General features: G+C 58.3%; 14 protein-coding genes. 7 read left to right on the forward strand and 7 right to left on the reverse strand.

What is annotated here, in order from left to right; all coding sequences use genetic code 11:
- The first annotated feature begins 213 nt into the window (after positions 1–213).
- A complete protein-coding gene (locus QZ648_RS21620; protein ID WP_169065004.1) occupies positions 214–1935 on the forward strand; it encodes a response regulator in 1722 nt (573 codons plus the stop codon).
- Positions 1936–2006: 71 nt separating this feature from the next.
- Here the strand turns inward: QZ648_RS21620 and QZ648_RS21625 are convergent, their stop codons facing one another.
- The 7 genes from QZ648_RS21625 to rpmH all read right to left on the reverse strand — a co-directional run bounded on the left by QZ648_RS21625 (position 2007) and on the right by rpmH (position 7445).
- The gene (locus QZ648_RS21625; RefSeq protein ID WP_169065005.1) at positions 2007–2786 is read right to left on the reverse strand and encodes a TSUP family transporter; all 780 of its coding nucleotides are present in this window, start codon (positions 2784–2786) and stop codon (positions 2007–2009) included.
- Positions 2787–3548: a methyltransferase domain-containing protein gene (locus QZ648_RS21630; RefSeq protein ID WP_169065006.1), complete on the reverse strand. Its 762-nt coding sequence runs from the start codon at positions 3546–3548 to the stop codon at positions 2787–2789. It abuts the gene before it with no gap.
- Positions 3549–3611: 63 nt separating this feature from the next.
- Complete coding sequence (gene mnmE / locus QZ648_RS21635) at positions 3612–4988, reverse strand: tRNA uridine-5-carboxymethylaminomethyl(34) synthesis GTPase MnmE (protein WP_291998266.1); 1377 nt, start codon at positions 4986–4988, stop codon at positions 3612–3614.
- A complete protein-coding gene (gene yidC, locus QZ648_RS21640; RefSeq protein ID WP_169065008.1) occupies positions 4954–6657 on the reverse strand; it encodes a membrane protein insertase YidC in 1704 nt (567 codons plus the stop codon). Before yidC ends, mnmE begins: the two co-directional genes overlap by 35 nt.
- A gap of 26 nt (positions 6658–6683) precedes the next feature.
- Positions 6684–6893, reverse strand: coding sequence for a membrane protein insertion efficiency factor YidD (gene yidD / locus QZ648_RS21645; RefSeq protein ID WP_169065009.1), 210 nt, complete (start codon positions 6891–6893; stop codon positions 6684–6686).
- A gap of 7 nt (positions 6894–6900) precedes the next feature.
- On the reverse strand, positions 6901–7314 hold the full coding sequence (rnpA, locus tag QZ648_RS21650; protein ID WP_169065010.1) for a ribonuclease P protein component: 414 nt from the start codon (positions 7312–7314) through the stop codon (positions 6901–6903).
- Complete coding sequence (rpmH, locus tag QZ648_RS21655; RefSeq protein WP_081444259.1) at positions 7311–7445, reverse strand: 50S ribosomal protein L34; 135 nt, start codon at positions 7443–7445, stop codon at positions 7311–7313. The genes rnpA and rpmH overlap by 4 nt, the downstream gene beginning before the upstream one ends.
- Before the next feature lie 326 nt (positions 7446–7771).
- Here rpmH and dnaA point away from each other — a divergent pair, with 326 nt between their 5' ends.
- From dnaA to QZ648_RS21685, 6 genes are all read left to right on the forward strand, one after another.
- Entirely contained in the window at positions 7772–9175 is a 1404-nt protein-coding gene (gene dnaA, locus QZ648_RS21660; RefSeq protein WP_291998267.1) for a chromosomal replication initiator protein DnaA, read from the forward strand.
- 221 nt (positions 9176–9396) lie between these two features.
- Positions 9397–10527, forward strand: coding sequence for a DNA polymerase III subunit beta (dnaN, locus tag QZ648_RS21665; protein WP_169065011.1), 1131 nt, complete (start codon positions 9397–9399; stop codon positions 10525–10527).
- 65 nt (positions 10528–10592) lie between these two features.
- Complete coding sequence (gene gyrB, locus QZ648_RS21670) at positions 10593–13061, forward strand: DNA topoisomerase (ATP-hydrolyzing) subunit B (RefSeq protein WP_169065012.1); 2469 nt, start codon at positions 10593–10595, stop codon at positions 13059–13061.
- A gap of 211 nt (positions 13062–13272) precedes the next feature.
- Complete coding sequence (locus QZ648_RS21675; RefSeq protein ID WP_291998268.1) at positions 13273–14037, forward strand: hypothetical protein; 765 nt, start codon at positions 13273–13275, stop codon at positions 14035–14037.
- A gap of 929 nt (positions 14038–14966) precedes the next feature.
- Positions 14967–17480, forward strand: coding sequence for a sodium-translocating pyrophosphatase (locus QZ648_RS21680; protein ID WP_291998269.1), 2514 nt, complete (start codon positions 14967–14969; stop codon positions 17478–17480).
- Between the two features lie 118 nt (positions 17481–17598).
- Positions 17599–18363 (forward strand): hypothetical protein, encoded by a 765-nt coding sequence (locus tag QZ648_RS21685; protein ID WP_291998270.1) that lies wholly within the window; start codon positions 17599–17601, stop codon positions 18361–18363.
- The last annotated feature ends 70 nt before the right edge of the window (positions 18364–18433 follow it).

Raw genomic sequence — 18433 nt, forward strand, 5'->3', positions numbered from 1 at the left:
ACTTGCAGTGCGGATTCCGGCTTGCACGCCGGAATCGTTCGACGGGCTGGGCGCTTGCGCCCAGAATTCCCCGTCTCATCCCCGACCCTTCTCCCGCGCGGCAAGAAGGGAGGTTTGTGAGTCGCTTGCGCGACTTTCACATCATTGCCCTCGCGCGCCGGGGCCTGGTTTCCTTGCTTGCCCGCCTGGGCGCGGTCGGGTAATGTGCCAGCCATGATGAGAGCCGAAACCACCGCCGAGATGCTCCACAAGATGAGCAAGGAACTGGCCCACAAGCGAGCCTTGTTGATCGATCGCTATCCCAACGCACGCAATTCGCTGCGCATCATGCTTTCAGCGCTGGGGGTTACGTCAGTGCACAATGCCGGCACCACGGCTGAAGTGCTCCGTCAGGTCCGCAGCCACCATTTCGACATCATCCTCTCGGACTACCAGCTCGAGGACGGACGCGATGGCCAGCAACTGCTCGAAGAGCTGCGCCAGCAACGCCTGGTGGCGCTAGCGACCGTCTTCATGCTGATTACCAGCGAACGCGCCTATCACAACGTCGTGTCGATCGCCGAGCTGGCCCCGGATGACTACCTGATCAAACCGTTCACCGCCGACGATCTGCACGGCAGGCTGGTGCGCGCACTGTACAGAAAGCAGTTCTTCGCAGCGCTCTACGAGCCTCTCGAGAACGGCGCTTTCAGCGACGCATTGGACGCCTGTGAACGCCTGCTCGCTCAGGATAGCGGCTTCCTCTTCGACCTGCTGCGCTTCAAGGGCGAGATCCTCAATGTGCTCGGGCGCCCGGCGGAGGCGCAAGCGGTCTACCAAGAGGTCCTGCAACAACGCATGGTCCCCTGGGCGCGCATGGGTCTGGCCATCGCCCTGCGCAGTCAACAGCATTTGCGCGAAGCCGAAACCGTCGCCCAGGCGCTGATCGAAGACTTCCCCGAATTCATGGCGGCCTACGACTTCGTCGCCGAGGTACGCGAAGAAATGGGCAAGCTGCGCGAGGCACAGGAAGCCCTGCAGTCGGCGACGATGATCTCGCCCAACAACACGGCCCGGCAGCGGATGGTCGGTGATGTGGCGGCACGAAACCACGATTTCCAGGCTGCCGAACGCGCCTACGGAAAAGTGCTCGAGCGCCGGCGTGGGTCCTCGCTGAACAACATTGACGACTACTCCAATCTCGCGCGCGCGATGATCGATCTGGGGCACGTCGAAGGCGCCAAACGAATTGCCGACGAACTCCGCCGCGACTGGCGCGGCAGCAAGCAGGGCGAGCTGGCGGCACTGGTCATGGACGGGCTCTGTGCGAACAAGGAGGGTGACCCGACCAAAGCCCAGATGGCCATCGAGAAAGCGCTCGTCTTGCATGATGGCTTGAAGGCGGACGGTAAAGACACCCTGGTATCGAGCAAACTGGCTCTCGATCTGGCGCATGCCTGCCTGGCCACCGGCAAAGAAGCCATCGCCCAGGAGATGGTGCGCAAGGTTGCCGCCGAGAACCACCAGGACCGCGCGATGATTGCCCAGATCGAAAGCATCTACGCCAAGGCCGGCAAGGAAGAGGCGGGCAAGGCGCTACTCGCGCAGGTCGGCAGGGAAATCGTCGAACTCAACAACCGCGGCGTCCTTGCCGCCCGCGGCGGCGATCTTGATGGCTCGGTGAAGCTGCTCATGGAGGCTGCCGAACGGGTACCCAACCTGCAGTTCCTGATCAACGCCAGCAAAGCCATTTTTACCCTGCTTGAAATCAAGGGATGGAATCCAGCGCTCGCCAAGCGTGGCCTTGGTTACCTGCGCACAGCCCAGGAAAAGGACTTGCGCAACCCCAAGGTAATTTCGGCGCGAGAGATGTACGAGCGCGTTTCACGCAAGTACGGAATTGCCGTCGTCCCCTTGACGGCGACGCGCAAGCAGGCCGAGCAGCCCCGCACTTAGACGAAGCTGTCGTCGGATGGCGACTGCCTAACTGTACGGCGACCAGCGCCGGACCAACCGGCAAGACAAGCTCAAGCGAAGGTATCGTGGGCGAATTTGATGATAAACAGGCTGACAACGCACAAAAACACCTTCCGAACGAAGCCACTGCCGTGCCGCAGCGCAAGATGGGTGCCGATCAATGAACCGAGGATGTTGCAACTGGCCATCAGAATCGCCAGACCCAGCAGTATATGGCCGTTGGGGAGAAAGTAGCCCAACGCCGCGAGGTTGGTGGCGACGTTCACCACTTTCGACGCCGCCGAAGCGTGCAGGAAATCAAAACCGAAGAAGCGAATAAAGAGAAAAATCAGGAAACTGCCGGTACCCGGCCCGAAGAAGCCATCATAAAAGCCGATTGCGCCGCCAACGATCAGCGCGTAGATCAATTCACGGCGACCGGTGTGTTGCGGCCGGTGAATGGCACCAAAGTCGCTACGCACAAAGGTATAGACGGCCGCGCCGATGAGCAACAAGAGGATCAACGGCCGCAGCAGTTCCGGTGGCATCCAGGCGACCGCCGCCGCGCCGAGATAGGAGAAAGCAAACGCCGCCAGCGCCGCCGGCAGGGTCGTGCGCCAGGGCATGTTGACCCGGCGCGCGTAGCGCCAGGCGGCATTGCTGGTGCCGAAGACGCTGGCGAACTTGTTGGTGCCAAACAAGGTCGCAGGAATTTCATTCGGCAAGGTGGTGAACAACGCCGGAATCTGGATCAGGCCGCCCCCGCCAACGACCGCGTCGATGAAGCCGGCAAACAGCGCGGCCGTCCCCAGGGCAAGAAAAATGGATAGTTCGGCGGCGGTGAATTCCATTCAGCGCTGCGCCACGAAGAAGAGCCGCTTGAAGGGGAACAGGGTATGACCATCACTGCCGCGCGGATAGACCACCGCCAGCGGTGCGCGATAGGCGGCCAAAAACTCTTCTTTGGCGACTGCGTCGAGGCGCGCGAGATAGGGAAGCAAGGTCGTTCCCTTCATCCATTCGATGATTGCGTCGTCACCGCTGAGCACCTGCCAGTAGATGGTCTCCCAGATCTCCAGATGACGACAAAGCGGCGACAACAGGCGGTGGTATTCGGCCGGAGAAAGGACCTTCCCCAGCGCTATGCCGGCTAGCGACTGTTGCCAGCGATCATCGTCAGCCAGCTTGCGCAGAATCTGATGCGACGGTGCAGCAAAGTTCGAGGGCATCTGCACGGCCAGCACGCCACCCTCGGCGAGCTGCGCGATCAGCCCGGGCAGCAGCTGCGGATGATCGCCAAGCCAATGCAGCGCAGCGTTCGAGAAAATAAGATCAGGCGCAAGCCTTGGCCGCCAGTCGACAATATCGCACTGCTGCCAGTCGATCGGCGAGGCGGTCGATGCGGCTTTACGGAGCATAGCCGCGTCCTTGTCCACGCCGACGATCACGGCCTGTGGCCAATGTTCGGCGAGCAAGCGGGTGATGTTGCCGGCGCCGCAGCCGAGGTCAAGGACATTCTTGGGGCCGATGGTGCCAAGCCGGGCGATCAGATCAAGTGCCGGTCGCCGCCGTGCTTCGACGAATTTGAGATATTGCTCGGGGTCCCAATTCATTCCTTGAAATCCTTTGTGGTGACGTGAGCAGCGCAGTCGACGGCAGGAAGGTCAGCAACGCCCTTATTTGCCGATACAGAAACGCCCGAAGATCTCGCCGAGCAGGTCGTCGGCACTGAACTCGCCAGTAATCGTCGCCAGCGCCAGTTGTGCAAGACGCAGTTCTTCTGCGAACAGCTCCAGCCGGGGTAGTTGCGCCTGCGCTTGCTCGATGCGCCAGCGTGTTTCGCTCAAGGCACCCAAGTGCCGTTCGCGAGCGATGAAAACGTCTTCAGCCGGATGCCAGCCGGCAATGTGCAGCAAGGCCCGGCGCAGGAGTTCTAGGCCTTCGCCCGATTTGGCCGAAAGGGCAATGACCACACCATCGGCGTCTTCGATAGCGGCCGCGCCGCGGCCAGCAAGATCGATCTTGTTATGCACCGTTACCCGGGCAAGGTGGCCGGGCAGTTGCGCCAGAATGGCGCGGTCGGCGTCAGCAACGCCGCTGCGCGCGTCTACCAGCAAGACGACGACGTCGGCGCGTTCGATCTCGCGCCAACTACGTTCGATACCGATCTGCTCGATCGGGTCTTCGGTTTCACGCAGGCCCGCAGTATCAATCACGTGCAGCGGGATGCCTTCGAGCTGCAGGGTGCCGCGCACGACATCGCGAGTGGTTCCCGGCAAAGCCGTAACGATCGCCAAGTCGTCGCCGGCAAGACGATTGAGCAGGCTTGACTTGCCAACGTTTGGCTGGCCGGCGAGGACGACGTGTAGACCACCCTGCAGCAGACGACCCTGCTGGGCACGGTTGAAGACCAGTGCCAGGCGCTGTCGCAGGCGATCGAGACGGCCGAAGGCATCGGCGGCTTCGAGGAAATCGACTTCCTCTTCCGGAAAATCGAGGGTCGCCTCGACTAGCGCGCGCAGTTCGATCAGCTGCTCCAGCAAGGAATTGATTTCGTGCGAGAACTCGCCCTGCAGCGAGCGCACGGCGCTGCGCGCGGCAGCGGCGGTTGCCGCGTCGATCAGATCAATGACCGCTTCAGCTTGTGCCAGATCGAGCTTGCCATTGAGGTAGGCGCGGCGAGTGAACTCGCCTGGCTCGGCCAGGAGTGCGCCGAGTTCGAGGCAGCGCGCCAGGAGCATCTGCATGACCACCGGCCCACCGTGGCCGTGCAGTTCGAGAACTTCTTCGCCGGTAAAGGAATTCGGTCCGGGAAAGTAGAGCAGCAGGCCAGTGTCGATGACGCTGCCGTCGCCGGCCCTGAAAGCAGCGAGCGTCGCCAGGCGAGCGGCAGGCCGCTTGCCGCTGAGTGCCGCGGCGAAGTCGAGGAGCTTCGCTCCTGAGACGCGGACGATGCCGATTCCACCACGACCAGGGGCGGTCGCGATGGCGGCTATGGTCGCTGCCGTTTTTCCCGGCTCAGACTTTTGGATCGTTGGCGGCTTTCGCGCCACCTGCCATCATCCGCGTGATCTGCCATTGCTGGGCAATCGACAGGGTATTGTTGACCACCCAATAGAGCACCAGACCGGCCGGAAAGAAGAAAAACATGGCGCCGAAGATGAACGGCATCATCATCATCACTTTGGCTTGAATCGGATCCGGCGGCGTCGGATTAAGCCGGGTCTGGATGAGCATCGTCACGACCATGATGACCGGCAGGACGTAATACGGATCGCTCGCCGACAAGTCGGTGATCCAGAGGATCCACGGCGCATCACGAATTTCGACGGCACCCAGTAGGGCCCAGTAGAGAGCGATAAAGACGGGGATCTGCACCACAATCGGCAGGCAGCCACCGAGCGGATTTATTTTTTCGCGTTTGTAGAGCTCCATCATTTCCTGGTTGAGCTTCTGTCGATCACCAGCGTGGCGCTCCTTGAGCTTGACCAGAAGCGGTGTCACGTTGCGCATCTTGGCCATCGACTTGTAGCTGGCTGCCGATAGCGGAAAGAACAGCAACTTGATACCGACGGTAAGCAGGACGATCGCCCAGCCCCAGTTGCCGACCACTTTGTGAATCGCCTGCAGACACCAGAAGATCGGCGCGGCGATGATCGTCAGCCAGCCGTAGTCAACGACCAATGGCAAACCCTGTGCACCAATTCCACCTTCAGACGTGGGCAATGCCAGATGGTCGAGCTTGCTTTGCAGTTGCGGACCCGCATAGAGCGGAACAGAAAAAACCACCTTGGCGCCGGGCGCGGCGACCGGTACCGGGACAATCACTCCAGCGGTTATCGCCGGGCTAGTGGCGCTGTCCAGCTTGCGCATGTAGTACTCGCGGGCGAGCTTCTCCGGTGGTACCCAGGCAGCGACAAAATAGTGCTGGATCATGGCGATCCAGCCGTTGTCGGCCTGCGTGACAAACTTGGCTTTGCCCGCTTCGACAGCGGAGAAATCGACTTTCTGGAACTTCTCCTGCTCGGTATAGACGGCGGGCCCGGTGAAGGTCATCACCATCCGGCTCTCGCCTTCAGGTGGCGCCGTATCGCGCTGGAGTTGATAGTAAGCGTGCGCCGCGACCTGCTTCTCGCCACCATTGTCGATTTCGTAGCCGACATCGATCAGATAGCTGCCGCGGGTAAAAGTATAGATTTTTGTTACCTTGACACCATTGCTGGGCGCTGCCTCGAGGCGCAGCTGCAGCGTCTTGGCCTCGCCGCTGAGTTCTCGGTCACCGGGGACGACCGAGAAGACGGTCTTGTGGCTTGGCAAGCCTTCGCCGATCAAGCCACTTTGCGCGGCATACTGGTGACGTCGGTCGAAAAGAGCGAAATCCTTGCTCTTGCTCTCCGTGTCCTTGTATTCGTCCAGGGTCAGGCGAACGATATCACCTCCCTCTGCCGAGATCTCGGCGACAAAAAGGTCGGTCCTGATGGTCACCGTCTCACCCGTTGGCATAAACGGAACGGCGGCGGCGCCGGGTACCGTCGGCACCGGCGAATGCAGGCTTGCCGATGGCTGCGGCGCTGCCGGGTCTGCCGTCGATCCGGGAGCCACTGCCCCGGCTGTCGCTATGGGTGCGACTGGTGGAGGCTGATTGTATTTCTGCCACGCATCCCAGAGCATGACCAGCGAAAAGGAGAAGACCAGCAACAGGAGCAGGCGTCGGTTATCCATGAAAGCCTATACGATTCGATTGATGTTCAGGGTACGGGGTCAAAACCACCCGGATTCCACGGATGACAGCGGAAAATTCTCTGCAGGGCAAGGCGTACTCCCTTGCCGGTGCCATGTTTTTCAAGGGCTTCGGCCGCGTACTCGGAACAGCTTGGGAAGAAGCGGCAACGACTCCCGAGAAAGGGACTGATCGCGTAACGGTAAAAGGCTATCAGCGCGAGCAACAACTGTTTCATCGGCCCATCATCGAGGTGAGGTCATCTTGCTCAGCAGGCGCTGGATTTCCAGCGCCAAAGCTTGGCGTTCAACTGCTTTCGGCTTGGCCGCCAAGCGCAGCACGAAATCGTTGCAGCGAAGACGGGCACGCAGCAAGCGGAAATGCTCTCGTGCCAGTCGCTTGACCAGATTGCGATCAACCGATCGGCGCAGAAAGCGCTTGGCGACGACCAAGCCAAGCCTGGCTCCGGCTATGTCGTCTGCGTCACGAGGGCGGTAATGTAGCAGAAAATGCTGGCTTTTCAGCGCCTTCCGGAAACCAAAAACGGATGAGTACTCATCCGTTTTCAACAGGCGGTAGTGCTTTGGAAAAGCTGCGGCGGCAAACGAAAGATTGCCGACGGAATCAGCTGAATCAGCTGAATCAGCGCTGCCGTTCAAACGGCAAGACGATGACGACCTTTGGCGCGACGGGCACGAATGACGGCGCGACCGCCACGGGTGGACATGCGGACGAGGAAGCCGTGCGTGCGCTTGCGACGAACCACCGACGGTTGATAAGTGCGTTTCATGGTTAAACCCTTGAAGTCATAGCGAAGTGAACGGGTAATTAGACAACCTGAGGGTAAAGCTTGTCAAGGCCATATTTTCAATGAAGCTGTGGATAACTTCGGTCTGACGGGTTAAAATTGTCGTTTGAACGCTCGTGACAAGATAACAATTGCGAAGCGTAGAGGGTCAGCAGCCGGTCTTCCTTACCAGCACCAGGGGGATAGCCTGCAGCAGGCGGGGATTGTGGTCCATCTCGATGATTTCCAAGCTGTCTTGTCATGGCGAACGGTCGCCGTTACGTTTCTGCGTCGGCCCAACACTTCGGAATGTCAGTACATGACTATTGATGGTTAGCTTCTGGTCCGCCTGTCTGAGCCAGTTCGAGCAGGAACTTCCGCCTCAGCAATTCAGTACCTGGATCCGTCCCCTCGTTATGCAAGGGGAGGATGACTGCGCGCGTGGCTTGCGGCTCCTGGCGCCCAACGGTTTTATTCTCAAGTGGGTCAAGGAACGCTATCTGGCACGGATCGAAGAGTTGGCGTGCGAGCACTTTTCGATGCCGGTCAACATCGTCTTGAGCCTCGGTGAGCGCGTCGCACCGCCACGGCAGCAAGCGCCGGGGACAAACAGCACTTCGCCACGGGTTGATAGCCGCTCGACGGCTGCAGGAACGGCAGCCGCCATCAGCAGCACCTCGCTCGCCGCGAGAGACCGTACAGCCTACGAAAAAACGCGCTTGATCAAGACCTTTACCTTTGAGAACCTGATCGTCGGCAAAGCCAACGATCTGGCGCGCGCCGCTTCGCGACAGGTTTCAATCAACCCTGGCGAGACAACCTACAACCCGCTTTTCATTTATGGGGGTGCCGGTCTCGGTAAGACGCACCTGATCCACGCCATCGGCAATCACATTCTCGATAACTATCCCGAAAGCGTCGTTCGTTACGTCCATGCCGAGGACTATTATTCGGATGTCGTGCGCGCGTACCAGCAGAAGTCCTTCGACGTCTTCAAACGCTACTACCGCTCGCTTGATGTACTGCTGCTCGACGATGTCCAGTTCTTCAACGGCAAGAATCGGACCCAGGAAGAATTCTTTTACGTTTACAACGCGCTGAGCGAAACGCGCAAGCAGATCGTGATCAGCTGTGACACCTATCCGAAGAACATTTCTGGCCTTGAGGATAGGTTGATCACACGCTTCGATTGGGGCTTGACCGTACAGATCGAGCCGCCGGAAACGGAGATGCGGGTGGCGATCCTCAAGAAGAAGGCGGAAGGGGATGGGGTCGCCCTCGACGACGAGGTGGCATTCTACATAGCCAAACATCTACGCTCCAACGTCCGCGAGCTTGAGGGCGCACTCAAAAAAGTGCTCGCCTACTCGGCGTTCCACGGCCTCCTGATCTCGCTGGACCTAGCCAAGGAAGCGCTCAAGGACGTAATTGGCGCAGTCAACCGCCAGATCACTGTCGACAACATCCAGAAGACGGTTGCCGACTACTACAAGATCAAGGTGGCGGACCTGTTCTCAAAAAAGCGGACACGAGTGATCGTCCGACCACGGCAGATCGCCATGTGGCTGGCCAAAAATCTGACCACGATGAGCTACCCGGCCATCGGTGGCGCCTTCGGCGGTCGCGACCACACCACCGTGCTGCACGCGGTACGAACGATCGATGATCTGCGCACCAAGGACAACGAACTCAACCATGATGTGCACGTGCTGCAGCAGGTCCTCAAGAGCTAGGGCGAAGCATGTAGTGAGATGTAGAAGTTCGTGGAAAAAATGCCGACAGATAGTGGATAAAGGGAACAGAAGGACCCTGTGGATAAATTGTTAGATTTGGCCCACAGGCGAAGACAGGCTTTTTTCAGCTCTAGAAATAGACGCAAGTCTCTGAATATAAGCGTAAATAGCGAACTATCAACAGACTTGTTCCGACTATAGTCTTTATAGGATTTATATATATGCTTCTTATTAAAACAAGACGCGACACTCTGCTGGCACCGTTGCAGGCCGTTTCGGGGATAGTTGAGAAGCGTCACACCTTGCCCATCCTGTCGAACGTCTTGCTCGAAAAGCGGGGCGATGTGTTGACCCTTCTGGCCACCGATATAGAAATCCAGATCACCAGTTCGAGCAACGATGCGACCGGTGATGGCGATGGCGCGGTGACGGTCGGCGCGAGAAAGCTGCAGGAGATTCTGCGTTCCTTGCCAGAAGCCGCCGAAGTGAGCCTGGTTCTGGATGACCGGCGCCTGCAGGTAAAGGCTGGCAAGAGTCGGTTCAGTCTGCAGACCTTGCCGGCTGATGACTTTCCGTGCCTGGCGGTGGCCGAGGGCGAAGTCAAGCGTTTCACTGTCGAGCAGAAGGCGTTCCGCAGCTTGCTGGCGCAAACGCAGTACGCGATGGCGACGCAGGACGTACGCTACTACCTGAACGGGCTTCTGCTGCTCTTTGATGGCAGCGAGCTGCGCGCCGTGGCCACGGATGGACATCGTCTGGCCTACGCCAGCATGCCGCTCGAAGACGCTCCCCAAGCCTTGCGGGCCGAAGGTGCCGCGCGCCTGGAATTGATTCTGCCGCGCAAGACGGTGATCGAACTGAACAGACTGCTCGTTGATAGCGACGAGGCGCTTTCGATCGAGATGCTGCCGAACCAGATTCGTTTCCAGTTCGGCCATATTAGCTTGATCTCAAAGCTGATCGACGGTCGCTTCCCGGACTACGAGCGAGTCATTCCGGCGAGCCTGAGGAACGTCGTTTCGGTCAGTCGCACGCTCTTGCTGCAGTCGATGGTCAGGGCGGCGATTCTGACCAATGAGAAATTCCGCGGCGTTCGTCTGATGCTTGCGGAGGGCTCACTCAAGATCATGGCTGCCAACGCCGAGCAGGAAGAAGCGCTGGAAGAGATCGAAGTCGAGTACGATGGAGAAGCACTCGACGTCGGTTTTAATGTCGCCTACCTGCTCGACGTGTTGAACAACCGCTCGGAGGAAACCATCGAATGGGGCTTCAACGACGCTAATTCAAGTGCGCTGTTGACCATTCCTGGCAACGCGCGATTCCGCTACGTGGTTATGCCAATGCGCATCTGAGGGGATGCGCGGGCCGAACAGCAACACCAGTGCTTAAACCGACGACAGATAGTTTGGATCAAAGAATGAGTGAAGAAAACGAGCAACCCGCCTACGACGAAACGAGCATCCTGCAGCTGGAAGGCCTGGAGGCGGTGCGCAAGCGCCCGGGGATGTACATCGGTGACACCTCTGATGGGACGGGTTTGCACCACATGGTTTTCGAGGTCGTCGATAATGCCATTGACGAGGCGCTGGCCGGTCACTGTGACGACATTGTCATTACCATTCATGCTGATAATTCGATTTCGGTGACCGACAACGGGCGTGGAATCCCGACCGGTGTCAAGTTCGATGACCGTAACGAGCCGAAGCGGTCGGCCGCGGAGATCGTGATGTGCGTGCTGCACGCGGGTGGCAAGTTCAACCAGAATTCGTACAAGGTTTCTGGAGGTTTGCACGGAGTTGGCGTTTCCTGCGTTAACGCCTTGTCCAAGTGGCTGCGGTTGACCATCCGCCGAGATGGTCAGAAGCATTTCATCGAGTTCAACCGTGGCAAGGTCGTCGACCGTCCACTCGAAATGCAACGGGGAGTGGAGGTATCACCGACGAGGATCCTTGGCCACACAGAGAAACGTGGCACCGAACTGCACTTCATGGCCGACGAGGAGATCTTCGGCGAGGTCGAGTTTCACTACGAAATCATAGCCAAGCGTTTGCGCGAGCTGTCGTTCCTCAACAATGGCGTGAAGATCCGCCTGATCGATCAGCGCAACGGCAAGGAAGAAGACTTTGCTTTTCTGGGCGGTGTTCAGGGTTTCGTCGAATACATCAATCGCAGCAAGTCGGTACTGCATCCGAATATTTTCCATGCCGAAGGGGAATCGCTGAGTGCCAATGGCCCGATCAGCGTCGAAGTGGCCATGCAATGGAACGACAGCTACGCCGAACAGGTTCTGTGCTTCACCAACAACATCCCGCAGGCTGACGGTGGAACGCACATGACCGGTCTGCGGGCGGCGATGACGCGGGTCATCAATCGCTATATCGAAGAAAACGAGATTGCCAAGAAGGCCAAGGTCGATATCGCCGGCGACGATATGCGTGAAGGCCTGGCCTGCGTGCTGTCGGTGAAAATGCCCGATCCGAAGTTTGCTTCGCAGACGAAGATGAAACTGGTTTCATCGGAAGCGCGGCCGGCGGTCGAAGAGGTGGTGGCGGCCAAGCTGAGCGAGTTTCTTCAGGAGCGGCCGCTTGACGCCAAGGTGATTACCGGCAAAATCGTCGAAGCGGCGCGGGCTCGCGACGCAGCCAGAAAAGCCAGGGAGATGACGCGCCGCAAGGGTTTGCTCGACGGCGTCGGCTTGCCCGGCAAGCTAGCCGATTGCCAGGAGAAAGACCCGGCGCTTTGCGAGCTATACCTGGTCGAAGGAGATTCCGCTGGCGGTTCTGCGAAACAGGGTCGCGACCGAAAGTTCCAGGCCATCCTGCCGTTGAAGGGAAAGATCCTCAACGTCGAGAAAGCGCGCTTCGACAAGCTTATTTCTTCGCAAGAGATCGTCACCCTGATAACCGCGCTTGGCACCGGTATCGGCAAGGATGAGTACAAGCCGGAGAAGCTGCGTTATCACCGCCTGATCATCATGACCGATGCTGATGTCGATGGTGCGCACATTCGTACCCTGCTGCTGACCTTCTTTTATCGTCAGATGCCCGAGTTGATCGAGAATGGGCACATGTACATTGCGCAGCCACCGCTGTACAAGGTCAAGCACGGCAAGACCGAGCGCTACATCAAGGACGATCAAGCGCTCAAGCAGTTTCTGCTTACTCTGGCGCTGGAGGGTTCCGTGCTCACACCGAAGAGCGCTGCGCTGGAGATTTCCGGGGCTGCTCTGGAAGAGCTGGCGCGCGAGTATCTGCTCGCCGAAGCGGTCATCAACCGTCTGTCGCACCTGATAAACCCCGAGGTGCTGCACGCTTTGATCGATGCCAATCTGAAGATTGACGTCAGCGACGAGGCGTCGGCAACAGCGACCGCAGTGGCTCTGATGGCAGCCGTCGGCGACAAGCTGGGGATCAAGATCTACGCGCGTTACGATGACGCCGAGGAGCGCTGGCAACTACGCCTCGAAAAGGTGCTGCATGGCAATCTCAGAGTTGGTGTCATCGATGAGGATCTCCTGGTCAGCGGCGATTACACGCAACTGCGCAAGACCGCCGAACTCCTGGCTGGCCTGTTTGGCCCTGGGGGCGTCGTGGTCCGCGGTGAAAAGCAGCAGGCAGTCGGCAGTTTTGCCGAAACGATGAAGTGGCTACTCAATGAAGTCGAGCGTACGGTCAGCAAGCAGCGCTACAAAGGGCTTGGTGAAATGAACCCTGATCAGCTTTGGGAAACGACCATGGACCCGAAAGTGCGGCGCTTGCTGAAAGTTCAGATAGAGGACGCGATTCGTGCCGACGAGATCTTCACGACCTTGATGGGTGAGTTGGTCGAACCGCGGCGTAACTTCATCGAGTCAAACGCTCTGGCGGCGAGAAATATTGACGTTTGAGTATTGTCGGATGGGTAAGACTCGAGACTTACCCGGCGAACTAACAAAGTATCTTCAAGCGGCTAGGCGCCGTAAGCCACACCTCGTATAATTCCGAAACAAGAGTCGTGGCCGCAGCATGAAAATCGCATTGGTCTAAGGGTAAGCGTCGTCGGTTTGTTGACGATGGCACCTTGTCCAGACAATCTCATCTTGGAGAAAGTACACAATCATGACGATACATCTCTACTTTTCGCTGGTTCCCGAAGCCCTGATCGCCTCGATGCTGGAACCGGAGGAGTTCGGGCAATACTACTCAACTGGCCACAGCTACAAGTCCAAAGGACAAGCGATTTTTTTCGAGGTCGATGCAGACTTCCGTCATGAGTTCTTCAACATCGATGAGGGCTTGGAGCGCTGTGTTGCGCACCCCGATGGCACGCCCAAGAACTCGGTGTATATCTCTGTCTACCGGGTGCTGGAGCACATTCCGGTCAGCGCTCTTGGCAAGCTCTACCTGAGCACCGCCTACGGCCAGACCCTCGCCTTGAGCCGCACCGATGCGTTCCCAGAGAAAGGGAAGGGTTTGCACATGTATCAGGACCTGGCACCGGTCAACAGCCTGGTGGTCAGTGCGCAAGACCCGCAGACTTACTATGAAAAAGTTACCAGCCAGCCGAACAAGTTCATTCGCTTTCCCGGGCTGTGTTTTGTCGAATTGGGCCTGGGCGCACTAGCGACGGATCCCGGTGCCGGTGCCATCGGCGATCTCCCGTACTCGTTTGTGCACCACCTGCGCGAGGCCTTGCTGGAAGTAGATCCCAGCGGCAAGCAAAGCAAGCTGGTGCACCGGGTGCACTCACTTGAGTTCCCGTACCGGATGATCAAGAACGGTATTTATGTCGGTAACGGCCCTGATCTCGCCTTCTACGAAATGCCTTCGCATGAGGCCTTGCGACAGAACCACAGCCACTGGTGGCGCTCCTGCAATTTGTAAGCGCTGCTGTTGATGTGAAGATCGCGTAAGCGACTCGCGAAACTCTCGTCTCTCCTTGCGGATGAAGGGGTGGGTGGTGATAGGAGGAATTAAGGGAGCCGGGAGGAAGACTGTCCCGGCTTTTTTTTTGGCGCGAGCGGCAGCTACGCCTCTCGATTGGTTGGGTTAGCCTGTCGGCGGGGGAGCACGGCACTGCAGATTGTCGTGTCGGTGCGAGGAAAGGCGACGAGCTCGCCGCTGGTCTAGCGCTGCTGCTTGTGGCCAGCCTCACACTGCGCGTCACGCACGGATGTCCTGATGACGGCGAATTTCCGATGACCTCGCCACTCTCTTCTCGCAGCACCTTCGTCGTTCTCCGGATCTTGCCGGAGCGCAGCAGCGTGCATGCATGGCGTCTTTGGTAGACGCAATTCTGGCAGACAGAAAAATAGTTGATTCCCATTCGAAAGAATGCGAATTGAATTTTTCATGGATTATGCTCCGCTATCGGTCATGCCAAGTATGGCCACCTGAGCCCTCTATTCTCAAGCCGGCGACGCATTGGCAGCGAATATGCTGGATGAGCTTTAAAGGGGCGTAAACGGATTCCAAATTGTCACCTGAAAAATCGCTTCACCAGAGCGACGACATGCACTTGTACTAGCAGCAGGTGCGTACCCCGGTCTCCACGCAGGGCACTCATTGCCTTGATTTGTCAGTGAAAACAGCTTGGTGGTAACAATTAGGTGACGCTCGTAGCCTGTCTTCCAGAAGCAAGCATTTCTCACGAAAATAGGCTCCGCTAGTCACCGCTTCATGCGCTTGACACGGCTGATGCGGGCGAAGATACTCGCCGCGGCGGTATTGAATCTCGAGTCCTCCTGCCCTGCCAATCGGACACTTGGAAGGATATAGCGAGAAGATATTTACTCCATTTGGACTCCAAAATTATGACATTCGCGCAAAATCCGCTGCCGCCTCCGTGCGCCAGTTTCGTACGCTACCTCGTCCTGGCCTCACTTCTGGTTCTTGGCGTGACGTCATTGCCAGCTCTCGCAAGCACGGCGGGCCATGTTTCCGAAGTCAACCTGGTTCTGCCGGATCTTGCGGATAGTTTGCTGGTAAGCTTTCTCGGTGGGATGTCCGGCTCGACACTGCTTTCCTACGGGCTCGTGGTCGCCATTGGCGGCCTTTTTTTCGGTGCCGTTATCTACCGCCGGATTCGTAGCCTGCCAGTGCATCGCTCGATGGCTGAAATCAGCGAACTGATCTACGAAACCTGCAAGACTTACATGATTACTCAGGGCAAGTTTCTGCTGATTTTGCAGGGCCTTACCGCGGTGATCATGATCGGCTATTTTTATTTCGTCCAGCAACTGCCGGTTTCCGACGTCGCTACGATCCTGGCGTTTTCGGTGATTGGTATTGCCGGCTCTTTCGGCGTGGCCTGGTTCGGCATACGCATCAATACTCTAGCCAACAGCCGTACGGCATTCGCCTCGCTGGTGGCGAAGCCCTATCAGATTTATTCGATTCCGATCACCTCGGGAATCTCCATCGGCATGCTGCTGATCTCGACCGAGTTGCTGATCATGCTTTGTATCATGCTCTTCGTCCCGGCTTCACTGGCCGGCAAGTGCTTCATCGGATTTGCCATCGGTGAGTCTCTGGGCGCCGCTGCACTGCGCATCGCCGGCGGCATCTTCACCAAGATCGCGGACATTGGTTCCGATTTGATGAAAATAGAATTCGGCATCCAGGAGGACGACGCGCGCAACCCCGGTGTGATTGCGGACTGTGCCGGCGACAACGCCGGCGATTCGGTTGGCCCGACCGCCGACGGCTTCGAGACCTACGGCGTCACCGGTGTGGCACTGATCACCTTCATCATGCTCGCCGTGCCGGAACCTGCCGTTCAGGTTCAGCTGCTGGTGTGGCTGTTTGCCATGCGGGTGATGATGATCGTCGCCTCGGGCATTTCATACGTCGGCAACCAGATGATCGCGCGGCGCCTGTATGGCGAAAAACAACGCTTCAATTTCGAAGCACCGCTGACCTCGCTGGTATGGATTACATCGGTAGTTTCCCTGATCATCACCTTCATTGTGTCCGATCTGCTGATTGGAAACTTCAGCGCCAACGGGACCGCCTACCCCGACCTGTGGTGGCAGCTTTCGCTGATCATCACCCTCGGCACGCTGGCGGGTGCGATCATTCCGGAGGTGGTGAAGGTATTCACCTCGACCAACTCCAAGCACGTTCGCGAAGTGGTGACCGCCTCCGAGGCCGGAGGCGCCAGCCTCAATATCCTCTCCGGCCTTGTCGCCGGCTACTTCTCGGCATTCTGGATCGGCGTGATCATCGTCGGCCTGATGTCCGCTTCCTACCTTCTCTCGCAGCACGAGCTGACAGCGGTGATCAATCCCGATTCCGCCAAGGCGGCGATGATGGCTGCGGTCTTCTCTTTCGGATTGGTCGCCTTCGGCTTCCTGGGAATGGGCCCGGTGACGATTGCTGTCGATAGCTACGGTCCGGTCACCGACAATGCGCAATCGGTCTATGAGCTGTCGATGATCGAGCAGGTTCCCGGTGTCGCGGCTGAAATCAAGAAGGATTACGGCGTCGATGTGGACTTTGCTGCGGCGAAGTTCCTGCTCGAGGAGAACGATGGGGCTGGCAACACTTTCAAGGCCACCGCAAAACCGGTGTTGATCGGCACCGCCGTCGTCGGCGCGACGACCATGGTCTTTTCGATCGTCATGCTGCTCACTGGTGGCTTGATGGAAAACCTCGACAAGCTCTCTTTGTTGCACCCACCGTTCCTGCTCGGCCTGGTCGCTGGTGGCGCAACGATCTTCTGGTTTTCCGGTGCCAGCACCCAGGCCGTATCGACCGGTGCCTACCGGGCCGTGGAGTTCATCAGCACCCACATCCGACTCGATGCAGTGGTCAAGGCGTCGCACAAGGACAGCAAGAAGGTCGTCGAAATCTGTACGATCTATGCCCAGAAGGGGATGTTCAACATTTTCATGGCGGTGTTTTTCGGGACCCTGGCCTGCGCCTTCATCGAACCGTTCTTCTTCATTGGCTATCTGATCTCGCTGGCGATCATCGGTCTCTACCAGGCGGTCTTCATGGCCAACGCCGGGGGTGCCTGGGACAATGCCAAGAAGATCGTCGAAACCGAAATGCACGCCAAGGGGACTGATCTGCACACGGCGTCGGTGGTTGGCGACACCGTCGGCGACCCATTCAAGGATACCGCCTCGGTGGCCATGAACCCGATTATCAAGTTCACCACGCTTTTTGGTCTGCTGGCTGTCGAGATGGCGGTCGGGCTTCAGGCACAGGGACAGCAGGGAGTAGTATTTGCGCTGGCCGCCCTGTTCCTGGTTGTTAACCTCGTTTTCGTCTTTCGCAGCTTCTACGGCATGCGCATCCTCGCCAAAAAGGCTGCCGCCTAGCCGTACACCGCGTGGGTGCTACGCGGGAGGCCAGGGAGGAGGGCTTCGCGGGGTAGCACCGACGTGGCGCTCAACAAGAATGTCGAACAAGCTCGACTATTTCAGGGAGGATTCAAATATGGCCATGCATCTCTACTTTTCGCTGATTCCCGAAGCATTGATAGCATCGATGCTGGAACCCGAGCAGTTCGGGCAATACTATGCGACTGGCCACAAGTTCAAGTCGAAGGGGCAGGCCTTGTTCTTCGAGATCGACCCGTCCTTCCGTCATGAATATTTCGATATCGACGGCGCATTCGCACGCTGTTTGGCGAAAGCGGATGGTACGCCGAAGAACTCCGTCTACATCTCGATGTATCGGGTCATGGAGCATCTATCGATGGCTGCCATCGGCAAGCTCTACCTGACCACCGCGATGGGCGCGACCCTGGGTTTGAAGCGTGCGGGCGGGCTGCCTCAGCCGGACCAGGAACGGCACATGTTCCAGGATCTGGCACCGATCAACAGTCTGGTGGTCAGCGTGCTCGAGCCGGCAAAGTATTACGCGGACGTGACCACCCAGCCATCGAAGTTTTTTAGCTTTCCCGGGATGTGTTTCGTCGAACTCGGACTCGGCCCGCTGGCTCGCGATCCGGAGAACGGCCAGGAAGGCGATCTCCCCTATACCTTCCTGTTGCACCTGCGCGAGGCCTTGCTGGAACTGCAGCCAGGGTCAAAGCAGAACAAGCTCGTACACCGCGTGCACTCGCTTCAGTTCCCCTATCGAATGGTCAAGGAAGGTTTCTATCTGGGTATTGGCGAGCAGCTCGTCCATTATCCGATGCTCTCGCACGAGGTGCTGCGCAAGGAACACAGCAACTGGTGGCGTTCGGCCAATCTCTGACCCCAACGCGCGCATTGGGGAGAAGCGAGATAGGGGAGTCGCGCAGGCGACTCTCACAACAACAGTTGAA

The organism is Candidatus Accumulibacter sp. ACC012, assembly GCF_907163155.1.
GTDB lineage: Bacteria > Pseudomonadota > Gammaproteobacteria > Burkholderiales > Rhodocyclaceae > Accumulibacter > Accumulibacter delftensis.

Bases quoted from the DNA above. Each gene is read 5' to 3' on its own strand.
- gyrB (WP_169065012.1), top strand. From the start codon at position 10,593: ATGAGTGAAGAAAACGAGCAACCCGCCTACGACGAAACGAGCATCCTG.
- QZ648_RS21620 (WP_169065004.1), top strand. From the start codon at position 214: ATGATGAGAGCCGAAACCACCGCCGAGATGCTCCACAAGATGAGCAAG.
- dnaN (WP_169065011.1), top strand. From the start codon at position 9,397: ATGCTTCTTATTAAAACAAGACGCGACACTCTGCTGGCACCGTTGCAG.
- yidC (WP_169065008.1), bottom strand. From the start codon at position 6,657: ATGGATAACCGACGCCTGCTCCTGTTGCTGGTCTTCTCCTTTTCGCTG.
- QZ648_RS21630 (WP_169065006.1), bottom strand. From the start codon at position 3,548: ATGAATTGGGACCCCGAGCAATATCTCAAATTCGTCGAAGCACGGCGG.
- QZ648_RS21625 (WP_169065005.1), bottom strand. From the start codon at position 2,786: ATGGAATTCACCGCCGCCGAACTATCCATTTTTCTTGCCCTGGGGACG.
- yidD (WP_169065009.1), bottom strand. From the start codon at position 6,893: ATGAAACAGTTGTTGCTCGCGCTGATAGCCTTTTACCGTTACGCGATC.
- dnaA (WP_291998267.1), top strand. From the start codon at position 7,772: ATGGTTAGCTTCTGGTCCGCCTGTCTGAGCCAGTTCGAGCAGGAACTT.
- QZ648_RS21675 (WP_291998268.1), top strand. From the start codon at position 13,273: ATGACGATACATCTCTACTTTTCGCTGGTTCCCGAAGCCCTGATCGCC.
- QZ648_RS21680 (WP_291998269.1), top strand. From the start codon at position 14,967: ATGACATTCGCGCAAAATCCGCTGCCGCCTCCGTGCGCCAGTTTCGTA.
- rpmH (WP_081444259.1), bottom strand. From the start codon at position 7,445: ATGAAACGCACTTATCAACCGTCGGTGGTTCGTCGCAAGCGCACGCAC.
- QZ648_RS21685 (WP_291998270.1), top strand. From the start codon at position 17,599: ATGGCCATGCATCTCTACTTTTCGCTGATTCCCGAAGCATTGATAGCA.